The 19,805-nt window shown below is 61.6% G+C and carries 22 protein-coding genes and 2 pseudogenes; 8 read left to right on the top strand and 16 right to left on the bottom strand.

Translation table 11 applies throughout. The annotated features are described in order from the left end of the window. Nucleotides 1–181 precede the first annotated feature (181 nt). A complete protein-coding gene (locus tag NATTI_RS0117920; protein WP_006088534.1) occupies nt 182–856 on the top strand; it encodes a hypothetical protein in 675 nt (224 codons plus the stop codon). On the opposite strand, the gene NATTI_RS0117915 is transcribed toward NATTI_RS0117920, so the two are convergent. Beyond that, nucleotides 857–1,339: a hypothetical protein gene (locus NATTI_RS0117915; RefSeq protein ID WP_006088535.1), complete on the bottom strand. Its 483-nt coding sequence runs from the start codon at nt 1,337–1,339 to the stop codon at nt 857–859. A gap of 335 nt (nt 1,340–1,674) precedes the next feature. Between NATTI_RS0117915 and NATTI_RS0117910 the strand changes: the two genes are divergently transcribed. Both NATTI_RS0117910 and NATTI_RS0117905 read left to right on the top strand, forming a co-directional pair. Beyond that, complete coding sequence (locus NATTI_RS0117910) at nt 1,675–3,612, top strand: beta-CASP ribonuclease aCPSF1 (RefSeq protein WP_006088536.1); 1,938 nt, start codon at nt 1,675–1,677, stop codon at nt 3,610–3,612. A 134-nt stretch (nt 3,613–3,746) separates the two neighbouring features. Then, nucleotides 3,747–4,160: an EamA family transporter gene (locus tag NATTI_RS0117905; protein ID WP_019992014.1), complete on the top strand. Its 414-nt coding sequence runs from the start codon at nt 3,747–3,749 to the stop codon at nt 4,158–4,160. Nucleotides 4,161–4,186: 26 nt separating this feature from the next. Here NATTI_RS0117905 and bluB read toward each other — a convergent pair whose 3' ends face one another. The 8 genes and pseudogenes from bluB to NATTI_RS0117865 all read right to left on the bottom strand — a co-directional run bounded on the left by bluB (nt 4,187) and on the right by NATTI_RS0117865 (nt 10,230). Continuing rightward, nucleotides 4,187–4,858 carry a 5,6-dimethylbenzimidazole synthase gene (gene bluB, locus NATTI_RS0117900; protein WP_006088538.1) on the bottom strand — a complete coding sequence of 224 codons (672 nt, stop codon included), beginning with the start codon at nt 4,856–4,858 and terminating at the stop codon, nt 4,187–4,189. Nucleotides 4,859–4,965: 107 nt separating this feature from the next. After that, a complete protein-coding gene (locus NATTI_RS0117895) occupies nt 4,966–5,805 on the bottom strand; it encodes an endonuclease III domain-containing protein (RefSeq protein ID WP_027119206.1) in 840 nt (279 codons plus the stop codon). A 53-nt stretch (nt 5,806–5,858) separates the two neighbouring features. Beyond that, entirely contained in the window at nt 5,859–6,272 is a 414-nt protein-coding gene (locus NATTI_RS0117890) for a DUF371 domain-containing protein (RefSeq protein WP_006088540.1), read from the bottom strand. Between the two features lie 63 nt (nt 6,273–6,335). Then, nucleotides 6,336–6,704 carry a hypothetical protein gene (locus NATTI_RS0117885; protein ID WP_006088541.1) on the bottom strand — a complete coding sequence of 123 codons (369 nt, stop codon included), beginning with the start codon at nt 6,702–6,704 and terminating at the stop codon, nt 6,336–6,338. Between the two features lie 57 nt (nt 6,705–6,761). Continuing rightward, complete coding sequence (locus NATTI_RS0117880; RefSeq protein ID WP_006088542.1) at nt 6,762–8,105, bottom strand: alkaline phosphatase family protein; 1,344 nt, start codon at nt 8,103–8,105, stop codon at nt 6,762–6,764. Nucleotides 8,106–8,383: 278 nt separating this feature from the next. Beyond that, nucleotides 8,384–8,836 (bottom strand): annotated as a pseudogene (locus NATTI_RS0117875) (zinc ribbon domain-containing protein); the annotation flags it as partial. 413 nt (nt 8,837–9,249) lie between these two features. After that, nucleotides 9,250–9,384, bottom strand: a complete 135-nt coding sequence (locus NATTI_RS27360; protein WP_019992013.1) for a hypothetical protein — start codon at nt 9,382–9,384, stop codon at nt 9,250–9,252. 315 nt (nt 9,385–9,699) lie between these two features. Then, the gene (locus NATTI_RS0117865) at nt 9,700–10,230 is read right to left on the bottom strand and encodes an inorganic diphosphatase (protein ID WP_006088544.1); all 531 of its coding nucleotides are present in this window, start codon (nt 10,228–10,230) and stop codon (nt 9,700–9,702) included. Nucleotides 10,231–10,435: 205 nt separating this feature from the next. Between NATTI_RS0117865 and NATTI_RS0117860 the strand changes: the two genes are divergently transcribed. Next, nucleotides 10,436–10,795, top strand: a complete 360-nt coding sequence (locus tag NATTI_RS0117860; protein ID WP_006088545.1) for a PadR family transcriptional regulator — start codon at nt 10,436–10,438, stop codon at nt 10,793–10,795. A 71-nt stretch (nt 10,796–10,866) separates the two neighbouring features. Here NATTI_RS0117860 and NATTI_RS0117855 read toward each other — a convergent pair whose 3' ends face one another. Both NATTI_RS0117855 and rnhA read right to left on the bottom strand, forming a co-directional pair. Continuing rightward, the gene (locus NATTI_RS0117855) at nt 10,867–11,514 is read right to left on the bottom strand and encodes a DUF7108 family protein (RefSeq protein WP_006088546.1); all 648 of its coding nucleotides are present in this window, start codon (nt 11,512–11,514) and stop codon (nt 10,867–10,869) included. 167 nt (nt 11,515–11,681) lie between these two features. Beyond that, nucleotides 11,682–12,275 carry a ribonuclease HI gene (gene rnhA / locus NATTI_RS0117850; RefSeq protein ID WP_006088547.1) on the bottom strand — a complete coding sequence of 198 codons (594 nt, stop codon included), beginning with the start codon at nt 12,273–12,275 and terminating at the stop codon, nt 11,682–11,684. A 162-nt stretch (nt 12,276–12,437) separates the two neighbouring features. On the opposite strand from rnhA, the gene NATTI_RS0117845 reads away from it, so the two are divergent. Next, nucleotides 12,438–13,400, top strand: coding sequence for a transcription initiation factor IIB (locus tag NATTI_RS0117845; RefSeq protein WP_006088548.1), 963 nt, complete (start codon nt 12,438–12,440; stop codon nt 13,398–13,400). An 87-nt stretch (nt 13,401–13,487) separates the two neighbouring features. Here the strand turns inward: NATTI_RS0117845 and NATTI_RS27355 are convergent, their stop codons facing one another. The 4 genes from NATTI_RS27355 to gfcR form a co-directional block, all read right to left on the bottom strand. Further along, on the bottom strand, nt 13,488–13,619 hold the full coding sequence (locus tag NATTI_RS27355; RefSeq protein WP_019992012.1) for a hypothetical protein: 132 nt from the start codon (nt 13,617–13,619) through the stop codon (nt 13,488–13,490). Next, nucleotides 13,603–14,052: a DUF4399 domain-containing protein gene (locus NATTI_RS0117835; RefSeq protein WP_006088549.1), complete on the bottom strand. Its 450-nt coding sequence runs from the start codon at nt 14,050–14,052 to the stop codon at nt 13,603–13,605. The genes NATTI_RS27355 and NATTI_RS0117835 overlap by 17 nt, the downstream gene beginning before the upstream one ends. 323 nt (nt 14,053–14,375) lie before the next feature. Further along, on the bottom strand, nt 14,376–14,651 hold the full coding sequence (locus NATTI_RS0117830; RefSeq protein ID WP_006088550.1) for a hypothetical protein: 276 nt from the start codon (nt 14,649–14,651) through the stop codon (nt 14,376–14,378). A gap of 300 nt (nt 14,652–14,951) precedes the next feature. Continuing rightward, nucleotides 14,952–15,602, bottom strand: a complete 651-nt coding sequence (gfcR, locus tag NATTI_RS0117825; RefSeq protein WP_006088551.1) for a transcriptional regulator GfcR — start codon at nt 15,600–15,602, stop codon at nt 14,952–14,954. Between the two features lie 160 nt (nt 15,603–15,762). Between gfcR and NATTI_RS0117820 the strand changes: the two genes are divergently transcribed. The 3 genes and pseudogenes from NATTI_RS0117820 to NATTI_RS25040 form a co-directional block, all read left to right on the top strand. Further along, a complete protein-coding gene (locus NATTI_RS0117820; protein ID WP_006088552.1) occupies nt 15,763–17,037 on the top strand; it encodes an HAD family hydrolase in 1,275 nt (424 codons plus the stop codon). A 326-nt stretch (nt 17,038–17,363) separates the two neighbouring features. Continuing rightward, complete coding sequence (locus NATTI_RS0117815; protein ID WP_006088553.1) at nt 17,364–18,041, top strand: helix-turn-helix domain-containing protein; 678 nt, start codon at nt 17,364–17,366, stop codon at nt 18,039–18,041. 76 nt (nt 18,042–18,117) lie between these two features. Next, a pseudogene (locus NATTI_RS25040) lies at nt 18,118–18,582 on the top strand (dihydrodipicolinate synthase family protein); the annotation flags it as partial. A gap of 24 nt (nt 18,583–18,606) precedes the next feature. Here the strand turns inward: NATTI_RS25040 and NATTI_RS0117805 are convergent. Further along, the gene (locus tag NATTI_RS0117805) at nt 18,607–19,758 is read right to left on the bottom strand and encodes a Rossmann-fold NAD(P)-binding domain-containing protein (protein ID WP_006088555.1); all 1,152 of its coding nucleotides are present in this window, start codon (nt 19,756–19,758) and stop codon (nt 18,607–18,609) included. Nucleotides 19,759–19,805 lie beyond the last annotated feature (47 nt).

The following is a 19,805-nucleotide window of genomic DNA, read 5'->3' as shown; positions in this document are numbered from 1 at the left end:
GAACGGGCGGGCTCGCCCGCTCCACCTATAGGAGCCACTGAATATCACTGCACACCCGATCGCAGGATGGCTATGCGATCGGTGTGTACATCGTTTCAGTTGTTACTATATTGACCGAGTCACGTGGAAATGCGTCGCGAATCACGAGGGTTTATTCGCGCTCGTCCCCGAAGCCGCCACGATGACATCCGATCCAACCCGACGCCGCGTGCTGCAGTTATCCGGTGCCGGTGCGACCGCATCGATCGCCGGCTGTACGAGCATTTTTTCGGAATCGGAGGAGGAACTCAGCGCGGATGCAGAGCCCGATATCGATCCGTCGGAGGGAATTACGGCGATCGTCCAGCCCTCCGAAGAGGCGTTGATGGAGGCCCAACAGGAGGTCATGGCTGACGTCGAAGACGGCGAAATCGACCAGCAGGAAGCCCAGCTCGAGATGCAGGAGCGACAGCAGGAGCTGTTCATGTCGCGGTCGATCGAGTTCGAAGGAGCGATGGTGGACACCAGCCTCTCGATCGAGGCGGCGATCGGCGAACACGGTGCGTTCTTGCTGACGGGGTCGGACGACGGGCTGATCGATCTCCTCCGCAACAACGACGTCGAAGCGTTGCTTCCCGGCGAAGAGTACGAGGAGGCACTACAGGCCTACAATGAGGGCGGTGCTGAACCCGAGCCCGAGCCCGAACCCGAACCGGACGAGGAAATCGACGGTGAGGATTCCGACAGCGACGATGACGCTGACGAGGACGAAGAGTCCGACGCGGACGACAACGGTGAATCCGACGCGGACGACGGATCGGATAGCGACGACACCGATGAAGAACCAGACGACGCCGACGACGAAGAGTCGGACTGATTACTCGACGCTGAACGGACTCTCGCGTTCGGTCCAGTTCCAGCCCGGAATGCGTTCCTGGAAGCCTGCCGCGAGTGCGGCCTCGCAGTCGTCGACGCCCGCGTTCTCGTCGCCGTCGCCGTGAACCTGCAGGTCGGCGTAGTGAAACGTCGCCTCGCCGAGCGTCCGCAATGGTTGCGTGCCGGCAATCGTCGCGGCGAGTTCCCGGCCGATGATCTCGTCGACGATGAAGCCGGGATAATCGCCCTCGACGTCGAGATTACGGAGAATTGCGACCATGGCGGCGACGTTGACCGCCAGATCGCCGTTCGCAAAGACGATGTCGACCTCCTCGAGATACTGACCTTCAGTAACGTGGTCGACGTCAGTATCGAAGATGTCGCCGAGATCATCGCGGACGCCATTGATTATCGGAACGACCGTCTCGACCCGTTCAGCGACCCAGGTACGCTCTTTCCCAACGCGCTCCGGTGTCAGGTGCATACCCCCCGTTCGTGCCGAACGGCCCTGGGTTTTGCGAAGGCTTATATACGACGCAAAGAATAGCGTCGAATAAGCGGGTTCTCCCTGGAATCTTCCCGCACGAACCAGGACAACCGTTCTGGGAGCGTGTTTGTCACAGCACGGTACAACGCGATGATCCGGGATACTGGACTGCAGACGACCGACGTTGTTTCAGAACCACAGCTCTCGACGATGCAGTCGGCGCGTGGCGGTTTTCGCGCGGCCACTGACTCGAGGGCTGGATCCCGACTCCCCGTATCCTGTTGGACATCCGCCCCCCGGCGGCGAGTTCACGCAAGCCACAATTGGCGATTATGAGTACTGTAGAGCAGCAACTCGACGATTTGAAAGCAGAGATCACGAGCGAGCTACCGACCGATATCTCGGTCTCCTCGGTGAAGTACGAAGGCCCCGAACTGGTGGTCTACACGCGTGACCCGAAGAAGTTCGCCCAGCAGGGCGACCTCATTCGCAAACTCGCGAGCAAACTCCGAAAGCGGATCACCGTTCGCCCGGATCCGAGCGTCCTCTCGCGGCCCGACGAGGCCCGCGAGCAGATCATGAACGTCATCCCCGAAGAGGCGGGGGTCACGGATCTGGACTTCCACGCCGACACCGGCGAGGTCGTCATTGAGGCCGAGAAGCCTGGCATGGTGATCGGCCGTCACGGCTCGACGCTCCGCGATATCACGAAGAACGTCGGCTGGACGCCCGAAGTCGTCCGGACGCCGCCGATCGAGTCCTCGACGGTCTCGAACGTTCGGAGCTTCCTCAAGCAAGAACGTGACGAGCGACGCGACATTTTAGAGAAGGTCGGCCGGCAGATCCACCGCGAGGAGATGTCAGACGACGAGTACGTCCGGATCACGACGCTCGGCTGCTGTCGCGAAGTCGGTCGCGCCGCCTTTATCCTCTCGACCCCCGAGACGCGCATTCTCATCGACTGCGGAGACAAACCCGGCGCTGAGGGCGAGGTACCGTACCTCCACGCGCCCGAGGCCCTCGGTGCGGGTCCACAGACCATCGACGCGGTCGTCCTCACTCACGCCCACCTCGACCACTCCGCGCTCATCCCGCTGCTGTTCAAGTACGGCTACGACGGCCCGATCTACTGTACCGAGCCCACACGAGATCTGATGGGACTGCTCACGCTCGACTACCTCGACGTCGCGGCCAAGGAAGGCCGCGCGCCGCCGTACGAGTCGGAGCAGGTTCGCGAGGCGATCAAACACTGCATCCCACTCGAGTACGGCGACGTCACCGATATCGCGCCGGACGTCAAACTCACCTTCCACAACGCGGGTCACATTCTGGGCTCGGCCGTCTCGCACTTCCACATCGGCGACGGTCTCTACAACGTCTGCTTCTCGGGTGACATTCACTACGAGGATACGCGGCTGTTCAACGGCGCGACCAACGACTTCCCGCGGGTCGAGACGCTCGTCCTCGAGTCGACCTACGGCGGTCGCAACGATTACCAGACCGATCAGCAAGACTCCGAAGAGAAGCTCAAAGAGGTCATCACGGAGACCTACGAGAAGGGCGGTAAAGTCGTCATCCCCGCGTTCGCGGTGGGTCGCTCACAGGAGATCATGCTCGTTCTCGAGCAGGCGATGCGCAGCGGTGATATCCCTGAGATGCCGGTTCATCTCGATGGAATGATCTGGGAGGCGACGGCCATCCACACGACCTATCCGGAGTATCTACGCGACGACCTCCGGGATCGGATCTTCCACGACGACGAGAACCCGTTCCTCGCGGAGGAGTTCAACCACATCGACGCCGGCGAGGAGGAACGGCAGGAGGTCGCCGACGGTGAACCCTGCATCATCCTCTCGACGTCGGGGATGGTCACCGGCGGTCCGATCATGTCCTGGCTCGGCCACCTCGGCCCCGACCCGGACTCGACGCTCGTCTTCGTCGGCTACCAGGCCCAGGGAACCCTCGGTCGCCGCATCCAGAACGGCTGGGACGAGATTCCGACCAGCGAGGTCGGGGCGATGGGATCGGGCGGCAACGGCCGCGGCACCCTCTCGCTGAACATGAACGTCGAGACGGTCGACGGCTTCTCCGGCCACGCCGACCGCGCTGGCCTCGAGAACTTCGTCAAGACGATGAATCCTCGACCCGAGAAGGTCCTTTGTGTCCACGGCGACGAGCGGTCCACGCAGGATCTCTCCTCGGCGCTCTATCACGACTACAACATGCGTACCTTCGCGCCGAAGAACCTCGAGACGTTCCGGTTCCTCTAACCGCCTCGAGACTGTCTCTCACGGTCGAGATTTCTTCACAGTTGCCTGCGAGTGCCGGCCGCAGGCCGCGACAGACGGCCGTTGCGGACCGCTGTTTCGACGCCTATTCGGAGCCGGATACCGTTCGTCCGATCATGAGCCGATACGCCGTCTCGCTGGCCGTGGTCGCGATGCTCAGCTGGGGCGTCTGGACGGTGATCGCGAACGAGGCCACTCGAACGATCGATCCCGAGCTCGCGATGATTCTCTCCTACTCCGCCGCCGTCGCCGTGGCCGTCGGCTACGTTTCGGTGTTGAACGACCCCGTCTCGCTCGAGCGAACGGGCGTGGTGCTCGCGCTCGCTGCGGGAGTGTTCGCCGGGATCGGTGCTGTCGCGTTCTACATGGGTCTAAACTCCGGGCGAGCGGGGATCGTCACGACCGTCTCGGCGATGTACTTCATCGTCGCCGTGGTCCTCGCCGCGATATTCCTCGGTGAGTCGCTCGCACCGACGGATCTGCTCGGGATCGCCTTCGCGATACTGGCGGTCGTTCTCCTCGCGAGCTAGCCCTCGTTGCGTTCGCCGAGCGCTCGTTACGCGTCGTCGTTGTGGCTCCGGTCGCCCTCCCACTGCTCGTCGTGAACGAGTTCCTCGACCGCGAGGCGCTCGCGCCACCCCTCCTGTTGGAGCACGGGTTCGTCCGGAAAGCCGTCTTCAGGGTAGCCCAGACAGAGATAGGCAACCGGCTTGACGTGGGGTGGAATGCCCAGCACTTCCTGGACCTCGTACGGATAGAGCACACTCACCCAGCCGACGCCGACGCCCTCCGCGCGGGCGGCCAGCCAAAGGTTCTGAACCGCGAGACACGTCGAGTAGACGTCCGTTCGCTGCATCGAACTGCGACCCAATACGTGGGGTGCCCCGCGGGTCGGATCGCAGGTCACGCAGATATTGATCGGCGACTCGCGGATCCCCTCGAGTTTTAGGGCGGCGAAGTCGGATCGGCGAGGCTCCTCGTAGCCCTCGCGAGCGGCCGCGATGGCCCGATCCGCAATCTCGGCGATCTCGGTTTTCGTCTCGTCCTCCCTGACGACGATCAGATCCCACGGCTGTGAGAAGCCGACGCTCGGGGCGTGATGGGCGGCCTGAATCAGTCGCTCGAGGATGTCCTCGGGAATCGGATCGTGCCGAAACCGGCGGATATCACGCCGAGCGTAGATCGTCTTGTAGACCGCGTCTCGCTCGGTCGCCGTAAATGAAATCATTGGTTCAGTAGATAAAGTACGATTGTATAAACGCAGTGATCGGGGCGAGCAACGATCGATACCGAGCAGTTGCAGCGACTCGAGAACGTGGCCCCACTCGCTCGATATCAGTCGCCCGCTTCGGGTGCCTCTGTCGGATCGACGACCTCGTTCGTCTCGGGGTAGACGCCGACCTGGTCGCAGAGATCACCCATGGGACAGGCGTCGGGGTCCTCAAGACAGGCCGGTTTTCGCGCCGTGCAGTACTCACGGCCGAACTGGATCGTTGCCGTGTGGGCGAAGCCACATTTCGCAGCGGGGATATCGCGCTCGAGAACGGCCCGAACCGCCTCGTGATCCGCGTCCGCGGGGGCGATCCCCAGCCGCCGATAGATTCGGTGAACGTGGGTGTCGACGGGAAAGACGCCGCCGCGGCCGCCCGCAAAGAGGAGGACGCAGTCCGCGGTCTTCGGCCCGACGCCGCGGACGGAGAGAAGCGTCGCTCGGACTTCCGAGGGGTCCTCGTCCTTGACGTAGTCGTCGAACGCAGTGGCGGAGCCAAACTCCTCGAGGACCCACTCAGCGGTGTCGATCAGCGTCTCGGATTTCTGGTTGTAGAGGCCCGCGCCGCTGATCGTCTCGGCGAGTTCGGACTGCTCTGCGTTCTCGAGCGACGCTGCGAGGTCGATGTCCTCGGCATTGTATCGCTCGATCAGCGCGTCGTGAGCCGGCTGGCTCGCCTTGTCGCTGGTGTTCTGGCTCAAAATCGTCCGAACGAGACAGGTGAAGGCGTCCTGTCCGCCGTAGGTCTTCTGCCAGTACAGTTCGCCAAGTCGATCGACGACCTCCTCGGTGCGGGTGTCCGCGGTCGCGGGATCGAACTCGGCCGCGACGCCGCCGCCCTCGACGCCGCCGCTGATGTTCATCGACGGTTCGCGATCCGACTCGAGGTCCGGCTCGTCGCTCATACAATCGCGTACGGTCTCGCGAATCAAAACCGCGACGGACGATTCCGCTCCCGTCACTCGACGCTAATCGTTACCGTCACCTCGGCCCCATCGGCCAGCGCGGCAACCAGGTCCCGGTCGAACCCCTCAGCCGCGAACTCGGCGTCGTTGACGATCGTTCGGTCGTCGACGTACTCGCTCGTTCGACCCACCGCGCTGCGCTCGTTCGTAAATTCGAGGTCGGGATCGCCCCGTCCAGTTACCGATTCGGTATAGCCGCCAGCCTCGATCGTGACCGTGATCGTCGCGCCCGAATCCTGGCAGGCTGCGACGAAGTCGGGGTCGAAGTCCGCTGGCGCGCGGTCGGCCTCAATCGCGAGAATGCAGTCGCCGGCGGGCGTGAGAAAGTCGTCGGTCGTAATTTCGAACGTGCTCGAGTGTTCGGCGCTAACGTGCTCGTGGCCGCGGGCGCGGATGATTTCTTCCATGCCCAGCAGTTCGTTGCGGGCCGGAAAACGGCCTCGAATTCGATCACTATCGGTGCGCCCACGTCACGACCGCGTCCGAAAACCGGTACGAAACTCACGAACGATACTACCGATCAGGATTCCGAACACGACGAGGAACAGAATCGGAACGATCCCGAGACGCCACTCACCAGTCAGAGAGCCCATCGCAGCGCCGACAAGGACGGCTAGCGCGGCTCCGCCGACTGCGAGGAACGCCAGCCCGAGTCGAAGCGGCGATCCGGTTCGTCGAGCGAGCACGTACTGCGGCAGCCCGATTCCGACGGCGAGGTAGATGGCCAGCCCGATCGGTGTCTGCCCGAGAATTGCGAGACTGTCGGTCACGACGCTGACGACGCCAGCAAGACCGACGGCGAGGAGGAGCGAGAGACCGACGACTCTCGAGTCGTTCATAACGGAAAGTTGTCTCAGGTGACAAAACCCGTTTCGATCGCTAACGGGGGACGGTGCTCAGACGAGGCTTGCGCCGTCGAACTCGCCGCGGCTGTACTCGACGTCCAGCAGATCGAGGATCGTCGGTGTGATGTCGAAGAGGTCAGCGTCGCCGATCGTCGCCTCGGGGTGGTCGATGTACAGCGAGGTGTCGTCGAAGCTGTGCATACCGTTTCGGGGTCCGGTAGTGAAGATGTCCGAATCGGCCTTGAAGCCGGATTTGAGGTCGAAGCCCTTGTTCGGGATCGCCACCAGGTCCGGCGCGATGTCGTCGTGATCGCCGCGGAACGCCGCCTCCTTCTCGACCACGCGCTCGACGACCTTCTTGCCGTCGGGGCCCTCGAGCGCCTCGAGGTCGGCCTTGAGTTCGTCGCGGACCTCGTCGTACTCGTCTTCGGGGACGCCCCCGCGCGGTTCGCGGTCCTCGAGGTTGATGTAGAACCGGCCGGGGATGAACGAGTAGGCTTTGGTATCGTCGGAGATGTCGCCCAACTCCTCCGGTTCGTCCGTGTCGAAAGACAGCCAGCCCTCCGCTCGGAGCCACTCGTTGAAGTGGACCTCGTAGTCGAGGCTCGTAAAGCCGTGATCGGAGGCGACGATCATGGTGACGTCGTCGGGCAGCACCTCGCGAAGCTTACCGATGTAGTCGTCGACCTTCCGATAGAAGTCGATAAACTCCTCTTTGTACTCGCCGTCGCGCTCGTAGTCCTTGAACAGGAAGTGGTTGACCCGGTCGGTCGTCATGAAGACGCCGAAGAACAGATCCCAGTCGTCTTCCTCGATGTAGTGTTCGAACGCCTCGAAGCGAGCGTCGATCGTCTCGTGGGCATCCTGAATAAACTCGGTCTTATCGCCCTGGTGGCCGAGTTTCGGGTTGACGTCGATTCGGTAGTCGAGCGTCTCGAGGTAGTCACGAACGTCGTCGGGGTACGCTGCCTTGTCCAGCCCCGGCGAGAGAAAGCCCGAGACCATCCGCTGGACGTTACGCTGGGGCGGGAACGTAACGGGGACGTTCATCACGGTCGCGCGGCGACCGTCCTCCTGAACGCGGTCCCAGACGCGGTCGGCCTGGACTTCTCGTCCCATCGGGACGTAGGTGTCGTAGGTACCGACTTCACGGTCCTGAAAGCCGTAGACGCCTGTCTCGCCGGGGTTCATTCCGGTCGTCAGCGACGGCCAGCAGGCGCTAGATTCCGGTGGGACGATGCTCGAGATCTTGCCCGCCGTCCCCTCGTCGGCGATCGCAGCGAAGTTTGGAAACAGTTCCTCGTTCTCCGATAGGAGACTGTACGGCACGCCGTCGACCCCAATAAATGCGACTCGGGGAGCTCCGTCGCCCCGCAATCGATCGAACAGACCCATGGACGGACGTAGTTCGACCGCATACAAGAAGGTTCGTTTCGAGACACTCTGCTGAGACGCCGTGGCATCCACTCACGCGTCTCTCCGTTCGCTCGCGTTCGAGTGCGCGCTCGTCGAGCTGACTCGAGTGCGCTAGGTAAACTACCCTACCCTACTTCGCTCACTCCATACGGGGTTCGCTCGTTGAGGGTAGCGTGAGACCAAAGGTCTCACTGACCATGCAAACGGGTGCTTCGCGCCCGTGAGCAGAATAGGGCTTTGATGTGGACTCCCGGCAATCAGTCGCCGGCAATCTGCTGATGACTCTTGCCGTTCACCGTCCCACCATTCAAACGCACGTTTACTGGTGTCGAAGGAAATCTCCGATTTCCTGACCATTGGAAAGCTCCGCTTTCCAAGACGTCTCCGCTCCCCGACGTGGGCGAGGAACGGAGTCTGTGCTGCCGTTTCCGGGCGTAGCGTAGCCCGATGTTCTTGGCGGCATTGTAATCCGCGTTGACCTCGTAACCGCATTTCTGGCAGTGGAAGTGTTCGCCGTCGCGGTTCGCTTCATGCGTAAACCCACAGTCCGTCCGAGAACAGCGTTGGGACGTGTGATTTGGTGCAACCTGCTTTACCGTGACGCCGCGTTCCGGTGCCTTGTACTTGACGTACTCGAACAGGCGTCGAAACGCCCATATGTGGTGCCACTTCGCCTGCGGGATGTTCTTAATGCAGTCCGTGTAGGACTCGTCATCCCAACAGAACTCGGCGGCACGGTTCGCGCAGTGAAGGAACTGTCGAGCGGATTCGTGGAGGTCGTCGCGGTGCTCATCGGGGACAATGAGTTTGACCGGCACGGTTCGACGCACCTCAATGTTTCAGATTACTACCTAACGGTACTTATAGCTCCGGGAGTCGGGTAGCTACTGTCGTGCGGTTGTGCCATCCTTCGTCGGTTTCTGCTTACGGGCCGTAGGCCCGTTCGCACGGCTCGAGGGATCTTTGATCCCTCGCTGTCCTCTCCGACCTACTCGCTCGTGGTTCGAGACGCGGAACGTCTCGTCATCACGAAAGACCCCCGGTCTTTCGAACGACTTCGCTCGCTCCTTGAGGTCGGAGGCTCCACCTCGAATTATACTGAACACGTCGTCGACTGGAGAACTCAGTCCTCATCCCCGTCCTGCTCGGTCGCCTCGAAGTTCGCGGGGACGACCGTCAGGTGGGCCATACCGGCACCGGATTCGGCTGCATCGTCTGCCGAAGCGGACGTTCGTGCGGACGGGTTGGTTGCTGCCATAACGAGTCTAGCTACGGCGGTTAGCCGCATAAAATTACCCATGCTCATAATGCATGAGCGGAACGGCCGAAGATAACTCTCGTGAATCCGATGGGTTTCGTGACCACAGAGTGCTGGATAGTCGGGCGTGAGCTGTCAGGTATGCCAGCTGACGAGAGACCCCGAAGTCGTACAGTAACGAGAAGCGGAGAGTTCTGGATGGCGATACAATCGTGGGCGTATCATCGTGACGATACACGTTGTGGTCCGGCGAGCGAACGACAGTGATCGCCGTGTCGGTCCGAAAAACGGCGCGTAACGAATGTTGGACGACTTCTAGAAGTTCTCTTCGTAGAGTTCCTGTGCGTGTTCGATCGCGTCGTAGGCGGCCTGTTTGTCCTCCCAGCCCTGGGTTTCGACTTGCTTTCCTTCCTCTAAGTTCTTGTAGCTCGAGAAGAACTCGTCGATCTCGTCGAGTTGCTGTTGGGTGATGTCCTCGAGGTCCTCGATGTGATCGTAGCGCGGATCTTCAGACGGGACGGCGATGACCTTGTCGTCCTGCTCACCGTCGTCGTCCATCTTCATCAGCGCGACGGGGCGGGCTTCGATGATACAGCCGGGGAACGTCTGATCCTCGACGAGGACGAGCACGTCGAAGGGGTCCTCGTCGTCGTAGTACGACTGCGGGATGAAGCCGTAGTCGCTCGGATAATGGACGTTGCTGTGCAGAACACGGTCGAGGACGACGCCCGGCACGTCCTTATCGTACTCGTACTTGTTGCGTTCGCCCTTGAGACATTCGACGACGGCGTAGATCTCTTCGGGTGGATTCGGTCCAGTCTCGAGGTCTTCCCAGAGATTAACCATGTACCCGAGGCTTCACGGCCGATCAAAAAGTATTTTCGTAATCGATGTCACCTTGGAGGTGAAGGTCATCAGGCACCACTGAGACGTGATTCGACCGAATTCCACCAGTATTCGGCGTTGCGGTACCCGATCTGCCCGCGGGCGATCGATGAATACCGAGAAATGGTTGACAAGTCTTAAATAGTCTGATGACATTTGCACAGGTATGTCAGAGGCACAATCAATCAGCGGCGATCAGAGTATTGCACGCGAACTTACCGCGTTCCAGAACAACATCCTCGTTATCCTCGCGAAAGAGCCAATGTACGGGCTGGCCATCAAGCGCGAACTCGAGGAGTACTACGGGACCGAAGTGAACCACGGCCGTCTCTACCCCAACCTCGACGAACTCGTCGATCTCGGTCTCGTCGAAAAGAGTGAACTGGACAAGCGAACGAACCAGTACTCGCTGACCGACGACGGCTACGACGCCGTCCTCGACGGCATCCAGTGGACGCTCTCGAAGGTCGTCACCGGCGACGACCGCGCTGAGGAGATCAGCGAGATCGTCGAGAACAGCTACTGAACGCGCGACCAACTCCACCAGACCCTTTTTATAGGCGATCAGAATACTCCGTCTCTTGAGGGCCGGGTGATTCACCGGACTCGTTGTTCAGGGACCGATACCCCGGCCGTCTCGTAGACGAGCGTGATCGACTCCTCGATCGCATCTCGCTGTTCGTCCGAGGGCCAGGCGTTTCGCACGAAATAGTCCGTCCGAAACTCCTGAAGCTCAGCGCCCGTCAGGTCCTCGATGCGTTTCGCGTAGTGGTTGCCCACGAAATCGGCGAGCAGCGCGGCGTTATCGCCGTGAACGTCGCCGTGGCGGTCGTTGACGCGTTCGACGAGGTCTCGATTGTGCGCTTCGATCGCGTCCCAGTCGTCGGGATCGGCCGTTCCCTCGAGTGGAACTTCGACGCCCCGCGAGATGTCGTCGATGCGGTCGGTTCGGATGACGCCCGCCTCGTCGTCGTGCCACTCCTCGGGATGGAGCACGAGCACATCGTCACCGTCGTCCTCGCGGATTCGATACGTAAAGTCGTGGTCGTCGAGCAGTTCGTCGCGTCGCTCGGCGTGGGCCCGTGCTTCGCCCTCGTCGGGGACGGTACGCTCGAGTCGCGTGAGCCGCTCCGCTTCGTCGACGATTTCGGCAGGAAGGTCCTCGTTCGCAGTGGTTTCCCCGGCATCCTGGGGCCTCTCGGACTCCCGACCGGAGCCGGCGGGCGGGTCGTTCGAATCGGACATTAACAGTCGGTACGCACTCGAGGGTTTTTCCCTTGCTGGTCTGCGAGTCGGCAACGACGATCCGCGCTCGACTCAGAGGGTAGAAGTTCATCGTGTCGCGGCGAAGAACCGAGACACGCTACAGAAGAACGGGTTTCGAGATCTCTGGTTGCCTACGATACTCCCTATCAGCCCTGATCCAACGCCTCGTTGGCGAGGTCGTCCGCGCGGTCGTTAACCTCCCGGGGAACGTGTTCTAAGGTCCACTCGTCGAACGCGGCGAGGAGTTCGTGGACGGTCACGCGTTTCTCCCGCAGTTCGGGGTTGTTGGTGTCGTACTCGCCGCGGACCTGCTTGACGATGAGTTCGGAGTCACCGCGCACGTGGAGTTCGTCGAACCCGTAATCCTTGGCAGCCTCGAGGGCCGCGATCAGCGCCTCGTACTCGGCCTGATTGTTCGTCGCGGTGCCGATCCGCTCGCCCCCCTCGGCGACGATCCCGTCGCCGCTGACGATCACCCAACCGGTCGCCGCGGGCCCGGGATTGCCGCGACACGCGCCGTCGAAGTACGCGTGTGCGCGGCCACCACCCTCGCGCAGTAGCGCCTCGATATCCTGCGGGTCTCCGCCCTGGATGACGACTTTGTCGTCGTACGCGACGGCCGTCGCGCCACCGCGGCTCGCACGCCAACGCTCGTGATCCGTATTTCCGGATTCGACCGTCACACCCGCTTCCTCGAGTCGTTCTCGAGCCGCCTCGACGTCGCACTCGATAACCGGCATTCGTGGCTGTTCTCGTCGAGAACCGGATAAAGTCTTTCCGGTTCCGAATTGTAAATCTCGATTTTGAAGCGCTGTATGGCCCTATTTCGGCATATTAGCATCGAGAAACCAGAGCGCCCACCAAGGATTTATATATCATGGTGATACTACTATAAAAGTGCGATGACACGGTCCACCCGCCAGCGGGAGCGAACGCGTGAGACGGACGAGACCGAGGATCAGGAAGGGGTGCGTGCCTGCCCCGAGTGTGAATCGGACAATCTCGTAAAGGACTCCGACAGGGGTGAGCTCATCTGTGAAGACTGTGGGCTCGTCGTGGAGGAAGAAAAGATCGATCCGGGTCCTGAGTGGCGTGCGTTCAACCACCAGGAACGACAGGAGAAGTCCCGCGTCGGCGCGCCGACGACCCAGACGATGCACGACAAGGGACTGACCACGACGATCGACTGGAAGGACAAAGACGCCTACGGCCGGTCTATTTCCTCGAAAAAGCGCAGCCAGATGCACCGTCTGCGCAAGTGGCAAGAACGCATCCGTACCAAAGACGCCGGGGAACGAAACCTGCAGTTCGCGCTGAGCGAAATCGATCGAATGGCGTCCGCACTGGGTGTTCCGCGCTCGGTCCGCGAGGTCGCCTCCGTGATCTATCGACGCGCACTCAAAGAAGACCTCATCCGCGGGCGATCGATCGAAGGTGTGGCGACGTCCGCACTGTACGCCGCCTGTCGCAAGGAAGGCATCCCGCGAAGTCTCGAGGAGATTTCGGAAGTCTCACGCGTCGAACGCAAAGAAATCGGTCGCACCTATCGGTACATCTCACAGGAACTCGGTCTCGAGATGCGCCCCGTCGACCCGAAAAAGTACGTCCCTCGCTTCTGTTCCGAACTCGAACTCTCCGAAGAGGTCCAGACCAAGGCCAACGAAATCATCGAGAAGACGGCCGAGAAAGGGCTCCTCTCGGGCAAGTCACCGACCGGCTACGCCGCCGCCGCGATCTACGCCGCGTCCTTGCTCTGTAACGAGAAAAAGACTCAGCGCGAAGTCGCCGACGTGGCCCAGGTGACCGAGGTCACGATCCGGAACCGCTATCAGGAACAGATCGAAGCGATGGGAATCCACGGCTAACTCGTCCGCTCACCAGTTTACCATTTTTGTGCAATCGATCGGAAGCCAGCACCTGCAGTGAGGAACGCGTCTCGATGGATCGTGTGACTACTCGTAAGTATCGGTATCGTCGGCGTCGCTATCGGCCGTGTCGTTGCCGTCTCCCTCGCCGATACCATCCGTTCCGTGGTTGTTCCGTCGTCGGTCGTCAGATGTCGGTGACTCAGTTCTCGTCGTCACTATCGTTGTCGCCGTCACCGGTTTCGTTGTCGTCGTCATCACCGGTCTCGCTTTCGTCGTCTTCGTTCCCGTCGTCAACATCCTCGGCGACTTCGATCGAGAGTTCGTCGATCATGTTGTAGGCGTTGTGCTGGTCGTCGCCGGCCTGTGCACAGAGGTCGTACTCTCCCGGTTCGAGGTCGAGTTCGATCTGGGTTACCCCCTCAGTTGGGTGGAGGTAGCCGCCCTCGAGCGGGATCAGGTACCCCGGATCGACACAGCCCTCGTCGACGATGACGTGGAGGTGTCCGGCACCGTCGTCGGGTGCGTCGGCCTCATCGTCATCGCCACCGTCATTGCCGTCGTCGGCATCGACCGCCTGCAGTTCGAAGTCCTCGATTTCCATCTCGATCTCGACGGGGGACGTCACCACGTCGCCGTCGTTCGGACTCACGACCTCGAGTTCTCCCTCCGGATTCTCGTGGTCGATGTCTTCGACCGGATCCTCCCCGCCGTTTTCCTCCTCGGGGCCGTCGTCCGCTTCGTAGTCCTCTAGCAGATCGCTTCAGCCTGCGAGCGCCACGATACCGGCTGTAACGCCCGCCGTGAGGTAGTTTCGTTTCCGTCGCCAGTCGTGGCCGGCAGTGGGCGAATCGGCGCAGCCAGAACGCGCAACCGACCCCGTCCGAAGCGTCGCCTCGCGTCGAAGCGGGACGAGAGAAGAACGAGCCGTTCCGCAAATCGTTCCAACCGCTCGTACTCCCCGATTGAGGACTCCTATACGTCGTCTTCGTCGTCCTCGAGATCGTCTTCTGCATCGTCTTCGTCGTCCTCGAGGTCGTCTTCTGCATCGTCTTCTTCGTCTTCTGCGTCGTCCTCGACATCCTCTTCGTCGTCTTCGAGGTCGTCTTCCTCGTCTTCTGCGTCGTCCTCGAGGTCGTCTTCTTCGTCCTCTACGTCGTCGTCCCCGTTGTCGTTACATCCAGCGATCGCAGCGAAACTGACTGCGCCGCTTAGTGCGATCAGTCGTCGGCGTGTGAGTCGGTCTGTCATGTCTCTCCACTCAGTACGGAGCGACTGATGGTCAATAGAATTCGGAGCCTAGTATCAGTAGCTGGGCGACAAACGGCTGTTATATCGGACTTGTTATGGTGTGGAAATAGGCTCGGATTGACTACGTTTTGATTAGTACACTTACGGGTTCGACTGTCGACCGTTTCAGCCGAAACCCGCAGTGGGCGTCGATCGATACGGCGTCCGAAAACGGGTAGTTACCTGCATCGTTGCAGCCTTGACCGTTTCACTCAAGAAACACGTAAACAGGGTCTGATACGTCAATCGCGTCCGACTCGCCTACTTTTCCTTGCCGACGCTGATGACCTGCAACAGCGAGTAGACCGGGACGCCCTCGAGTTCCTCGAGTCCCTGTTTGTCCGCGAGGACGACACAGGCGAGCGGCTCGCCACCTTCGGCGCGAATGGCCTCGATGGTCTCGCGCATCGTCGTCCCGCTGGTGATGGTGTCGTCGACGATGTAACACTCGCGGTCGCGGATCCCCGCGAAGTTCCGGCTGAACGTCCCGCCGAGTTCCTCGATATCTCCTTCCTCCCACTGGTGTTTCGCCGGGGTGTACGTCCCCAGATCCGTCTCGAGTTCGCGCGCGATGAGCGTCGCGATCGGACCGCCGGCTTTCTCGATACCGATCGTCAGATCGACGTCCTCGCCGTGTTTGGCGAGCATGTCGGCCATCGCTTCCGCGATCGCCCCCATCCGTTTGCTGTCCCGACCGATCGCGGACCAGTCGACGTGGATGTCCTGTGGGCCGCCCGCGGGTTGGGTGGTCTGTGTCGACTGATCCGTGGGCTCCGTCGTCGCGCCGCTGCGTTCGACGAGCCAGCTCGCCGTCTCCCGAGAGACGTTCAGTTCGTCCGCGATCTCCCCCTTCGAGAGCCCGCGCGCTGCGAGCTCGGCTGCGCTCTCGATCAGGTCGTCGACGTTTTTCATATAACTGGTATTTCGAGCGCCGTTTTTATAGAAGTTGCGAGGTGAAAACCCACGGCTTTAGCCGTGCTCAGAACGCTTCGCACGTCCCGGCCTCGAGTGACCCCTCCCCGGACGACTGGTACTGAAAACGATTATCTGCCTGCTCCCGCCTGTTGTACCCATGGAACGCTACGACCTCGTCTATCAGCTGTACGACGACTACGATACGGAGACGTTGCGGGAGTATCAGGCGTTCGTCGACGTCTTCCCGGCGGTCGACTCCCGCGTCGCGTTAGAACACTGGCAGGAGGCGAACGAGGAACTCGAGCGCCGGAAGAACGAAATTCGATCCGACTTCGCATCCGGCGAGACGTTCGCGGAGGTCGCCTCCCGAGCCAATCGAGATCAGGCTTTCACGGCGCTGGATCTCGAGGCCAAGTACGGCCGCGCGGTGAACGTACTCGTTTTGGACGTCGACGAGACGCTACGGTCGGCCGGCGGAACCGACAACGAGATTCCACGCGACACGCTTCACGAGCTGACCGAGTTCCACGAGGCCGGCGTTCCGATCGTCATCTGTACCGGACAGACCTTAGAGAACGTCAAAGGGTTCGCGATTCAGGGGCTGGGAAGCGAAATCGTCCACTCGGGCGAGCTCTCGATCGTCTACGAGGCCGGGACGGGTGTCTTCACGCCGGGCCACGGCGCAGAAACGAAACAACTCCTCTACGAAGAACTGGACGACGAGATCCGGGACGTCTTCGACGACGTGCGCTCGCGGGTACTCCCGGAAGCCCCCGAGGACCTCCGGCGGGGCTGTCACCTGCAGGGCAACGAGTTCAACGTCACGATGAAGCCAAACTACGAGACCGGCTCGACGAAGGCCAGAGAGACCATCGATACGGCGCTGGTCTATCTGATCGACCTGCTCGCCGACGCCGTCGGCGCAGCGCTCGAGTCGAACGACAACGAGAACGGTACCGCCGTGCTCGAGGACGAGACCATCGTCGACTGGACGCGTGCGTTCTACGCCGACCAGGACCCCGAAATTAGGGGCGTCCTCGAGAGCGAGGGGGAGTACCCCGACCTCGAATCCGACGCCGTTCCCGAGACCCTCGCCGACGTCCTCGAGCGGATCGACGTCGCCTACTACGAGGCTGACGCGGCTGAGATCGGCAGCCTCGAACTGAACAAGGTCGTCGGCGTCGAGCGAGCGTTCGACGTGCTGGACATCGACGACCCGTTTAGTCTCGTGATGGGCGACTCGAAGAGCGATCTGCGCGTCATGCAGTGGGTCGACGAGACCGACGCGGGCATCGCGGCCGCGCCCGAACACGCCTCACAGGACACCTTAGAGCACGTCCTCGAGACGGACGGACTCGTCTTCGACCGCGGGAAGAGTGTCGACATCCTCCGAACGGTGTACGCGCTGAATCGGTTGGCTCGTCTCGATTGAGACGATTCAACACTGTTGTCCCACTGAGACGATTCGACAATTACGTCTCACTGACCGTCATCGGCCGTGAGATGCTGTCTTAAACGGCTGGAACACAAAAGCCCGCTCATCAATCGAATCGGTGCGCTACCGAGTAGTAGCACGATCCAAGCGGGAATGTTACGGGCAGGCAGCGGCTCTCATCGACGAAACGCTGACGAGACATGCTTGCCACCCCGAAGCGCGGATCGGCGTGGTACTATGATACGATTCGAGTCCCGATCTACCGACGATAGCAGCACCGTTTATCAACCGGACTCGAGCCTGCTGTACGGGGTGATCGACCGATGACGACGATTGCAGAGCTCACGCTGTCGAACGACGAGTTTGCGCTCGCGAAAACGCTCCACAGACTGCCCGACTTGGAGCTTCGAGTCGAGAGCGTCGTCGCCGAGGGACCGACGCGAACGATGCCCCTCGTCTGGTTCTCGACCGACGATCCCGAGGACCTCGAGGCGGCACTCGATTCGGATCCGACCGTCGACGACTACCAGTGTCTCCTCGAGACTGCCGACGACGGCGAGTGGTTCTATCGCCTCCAGTACGGCGAGGACGTCAGCTCCGTCTGCGCGTCGGTCTACGCCAACGGCGGCACCGTACTCGACGCGCAGGTCACCGACGGCCAGTGGACGCTCCGACTGCTCTTTCCCGAGCGCGAGGAGCTTTCCGAAACCGTCTCCGCCATCGAAAACCAGGACGTTCGCGTCGACGTCCGCCGGATGGTCGAAGCCGGCCAGGACGACGATCTCGAGACGACGGCCGCACTGACCGAACCCCAGCAGGAGGCCATCTCCGAGGCCTACCGTCAGGGTTACTACGACGTTCCTCGCGAAATTTCGCTCGAGGAACTCGCGGACAAACTCGACATCTCCCATCAGGCGCTTTCCGAGCGGCTACGCCGCGCGAACCGCGTCCTCGCGAGCGAACAACTGGACGAGCCGTCGGGCGAGTTGGCGACCGACTGAAGCGGCGAGTACCGCCAGCACGGCCGTCCCTGCAACTGACGGCAGGAACGTATACAGTTCGGCACGGACCACTGCTATCTCGTTCCACGATCACGGCACTAACGATCCGCTCTCGTTGCACGGCGTCGTTCCGCCGACCGTCACCGCGTTTCGCGACGACGAGCCCGGCGATTACGGGACGACGGCCGCCCACGCCCGCTTCGTTGTCGACCGGGGCGCCCACGCCGTCTTTCCACTCGGTACCAACGGCGAGTGTCCCCTGTTGACCGGTGAGAAACGGACCGGCGGCGTCGAGTGTGTCGTCGGCGAGGTCGGCGGCGAAGTGCCGGTGATCACCGGCGTCGGCGCACCGAGTACGTACGAGCCCGTCGCGCAGGCCGAACGCGCCGGTATCGAAGGCGTTGTGTCCGTCACACCCTGCTACTATCCGATCGATCACGACGCGGCGCTCACCCACTACCGGCGCGTCGCCGAGAGCGTCTCCGTCCCCGTTTATATCACCCACATTCCGAGCAAAACGGGGAACGCGCTCTCCCTCGAGTTGGTGTAGCTCAGCGGGTGTCGTTCACAGCAGCGCCCGCGTTCGAACCCGTCCGGACAGAACGAGCGTACGTCCCTCGTCGTCGATCGAGAGGTCTTCGATCGTCGCCCACTGATCGGTAATATCGCGGTTCGACTCGACGTGGTCGCGGAGTTCGCCCGCGTCGGCATCGCTCTCGGTTTCGTAGAGGTAGACCTCGTGAACGTCGGTCATGTCGCCGTCGAACTCGTACGCGCTCGCTGACCCGACGAGTCCCAGTTCCCAGTCGTCGAGTCGGTCTTCGAAGTGCTCCTCGAGATCGTCCCGTTGCCGGTCCGGAATGTCGTCGATATCGCCGTACTGGCGCTCGATTTTGGATTCGACCGTCCGCGGCTCGTGGAGTTCGCCGCTCGCGAAGTGGGCCGATTCGAACTGCGCCAACAGCGCGTCGCCATCGTCCGTCTCGGACAGGCCGCCGACCGACGTCGTCTGGACGTCGATCGCCGCTTCGAGCGCCTCGACCGAATCGAGGGACTGGCTGCCGGCGACCCTGACGACGTACGACTCGCTGACGCCGAAGGCCGAGCCCTCGAACGCGTACAGATCGAATCCCTCGTACTCACCTTCGCTGGAAAGGTCCTCGTCTTCGGCGGACTGATCGTCGGCCCAGTCTTCGAGACTGTCCTCGACATCCGCGGGATCGAACGTACCAGCGAGCGTGCCGATATCGATCGACGCGCTCCGCTCGTCCTCGTAGGACTGGGTTCCGTCCCAGGTTTCCTGCGTGTAGGTCACGTCGTACTCCCACTCGACGTGCTGGGTGAGCTGCCAGTCGAGATCCGTGGCAGTCACGCCCGCTGTGCTTCGTAGTTCCGACCCCTGCTCGAGTGGCCAGTAGACGACGAGTTCTTCTTCGTTATCGAAGACCGCCTGTGGAACGACGGTGTCGAACTCGAACCCGGTCCGGTCGTACCCCTCGAGTTCACCGTCGTCGTACTCGTCGGTCAGTTCGCTCTCGTCGAAGAGATCGGAAAACGAGAGATCAACGAGCCAGCGGTCGACCGCCGGTCCCGATGCACTGTCGTCGCCGACGACCGGAAGACTGCTCGTACAGCCGGCCAGTCCTGCAGTGCTCATCGCAACGAGTCCGATACCCCCGTTTCGAAGAAGCGTCCGTCGTGAAATGTCCTCTCTCATCACGCCTGAAGAGACAGTATACCTAAATAGTATTTCTGGCTCACTTG

The organism is Natronorubrum tibetense GA33, assembly GCF_000383975.1.
GTDB classification, from domain to species: domain Archaea; phylum Halobacteriota; class Halobacteria; order Halobacteriales; family Natrialbaceae; genus Natronorubrum; species Natronorubrum tibetense.
Note: the sequence above shows the minus strand (reverse complement) of the source record. Positions and strands in the feature narration are given on the sequence as shown.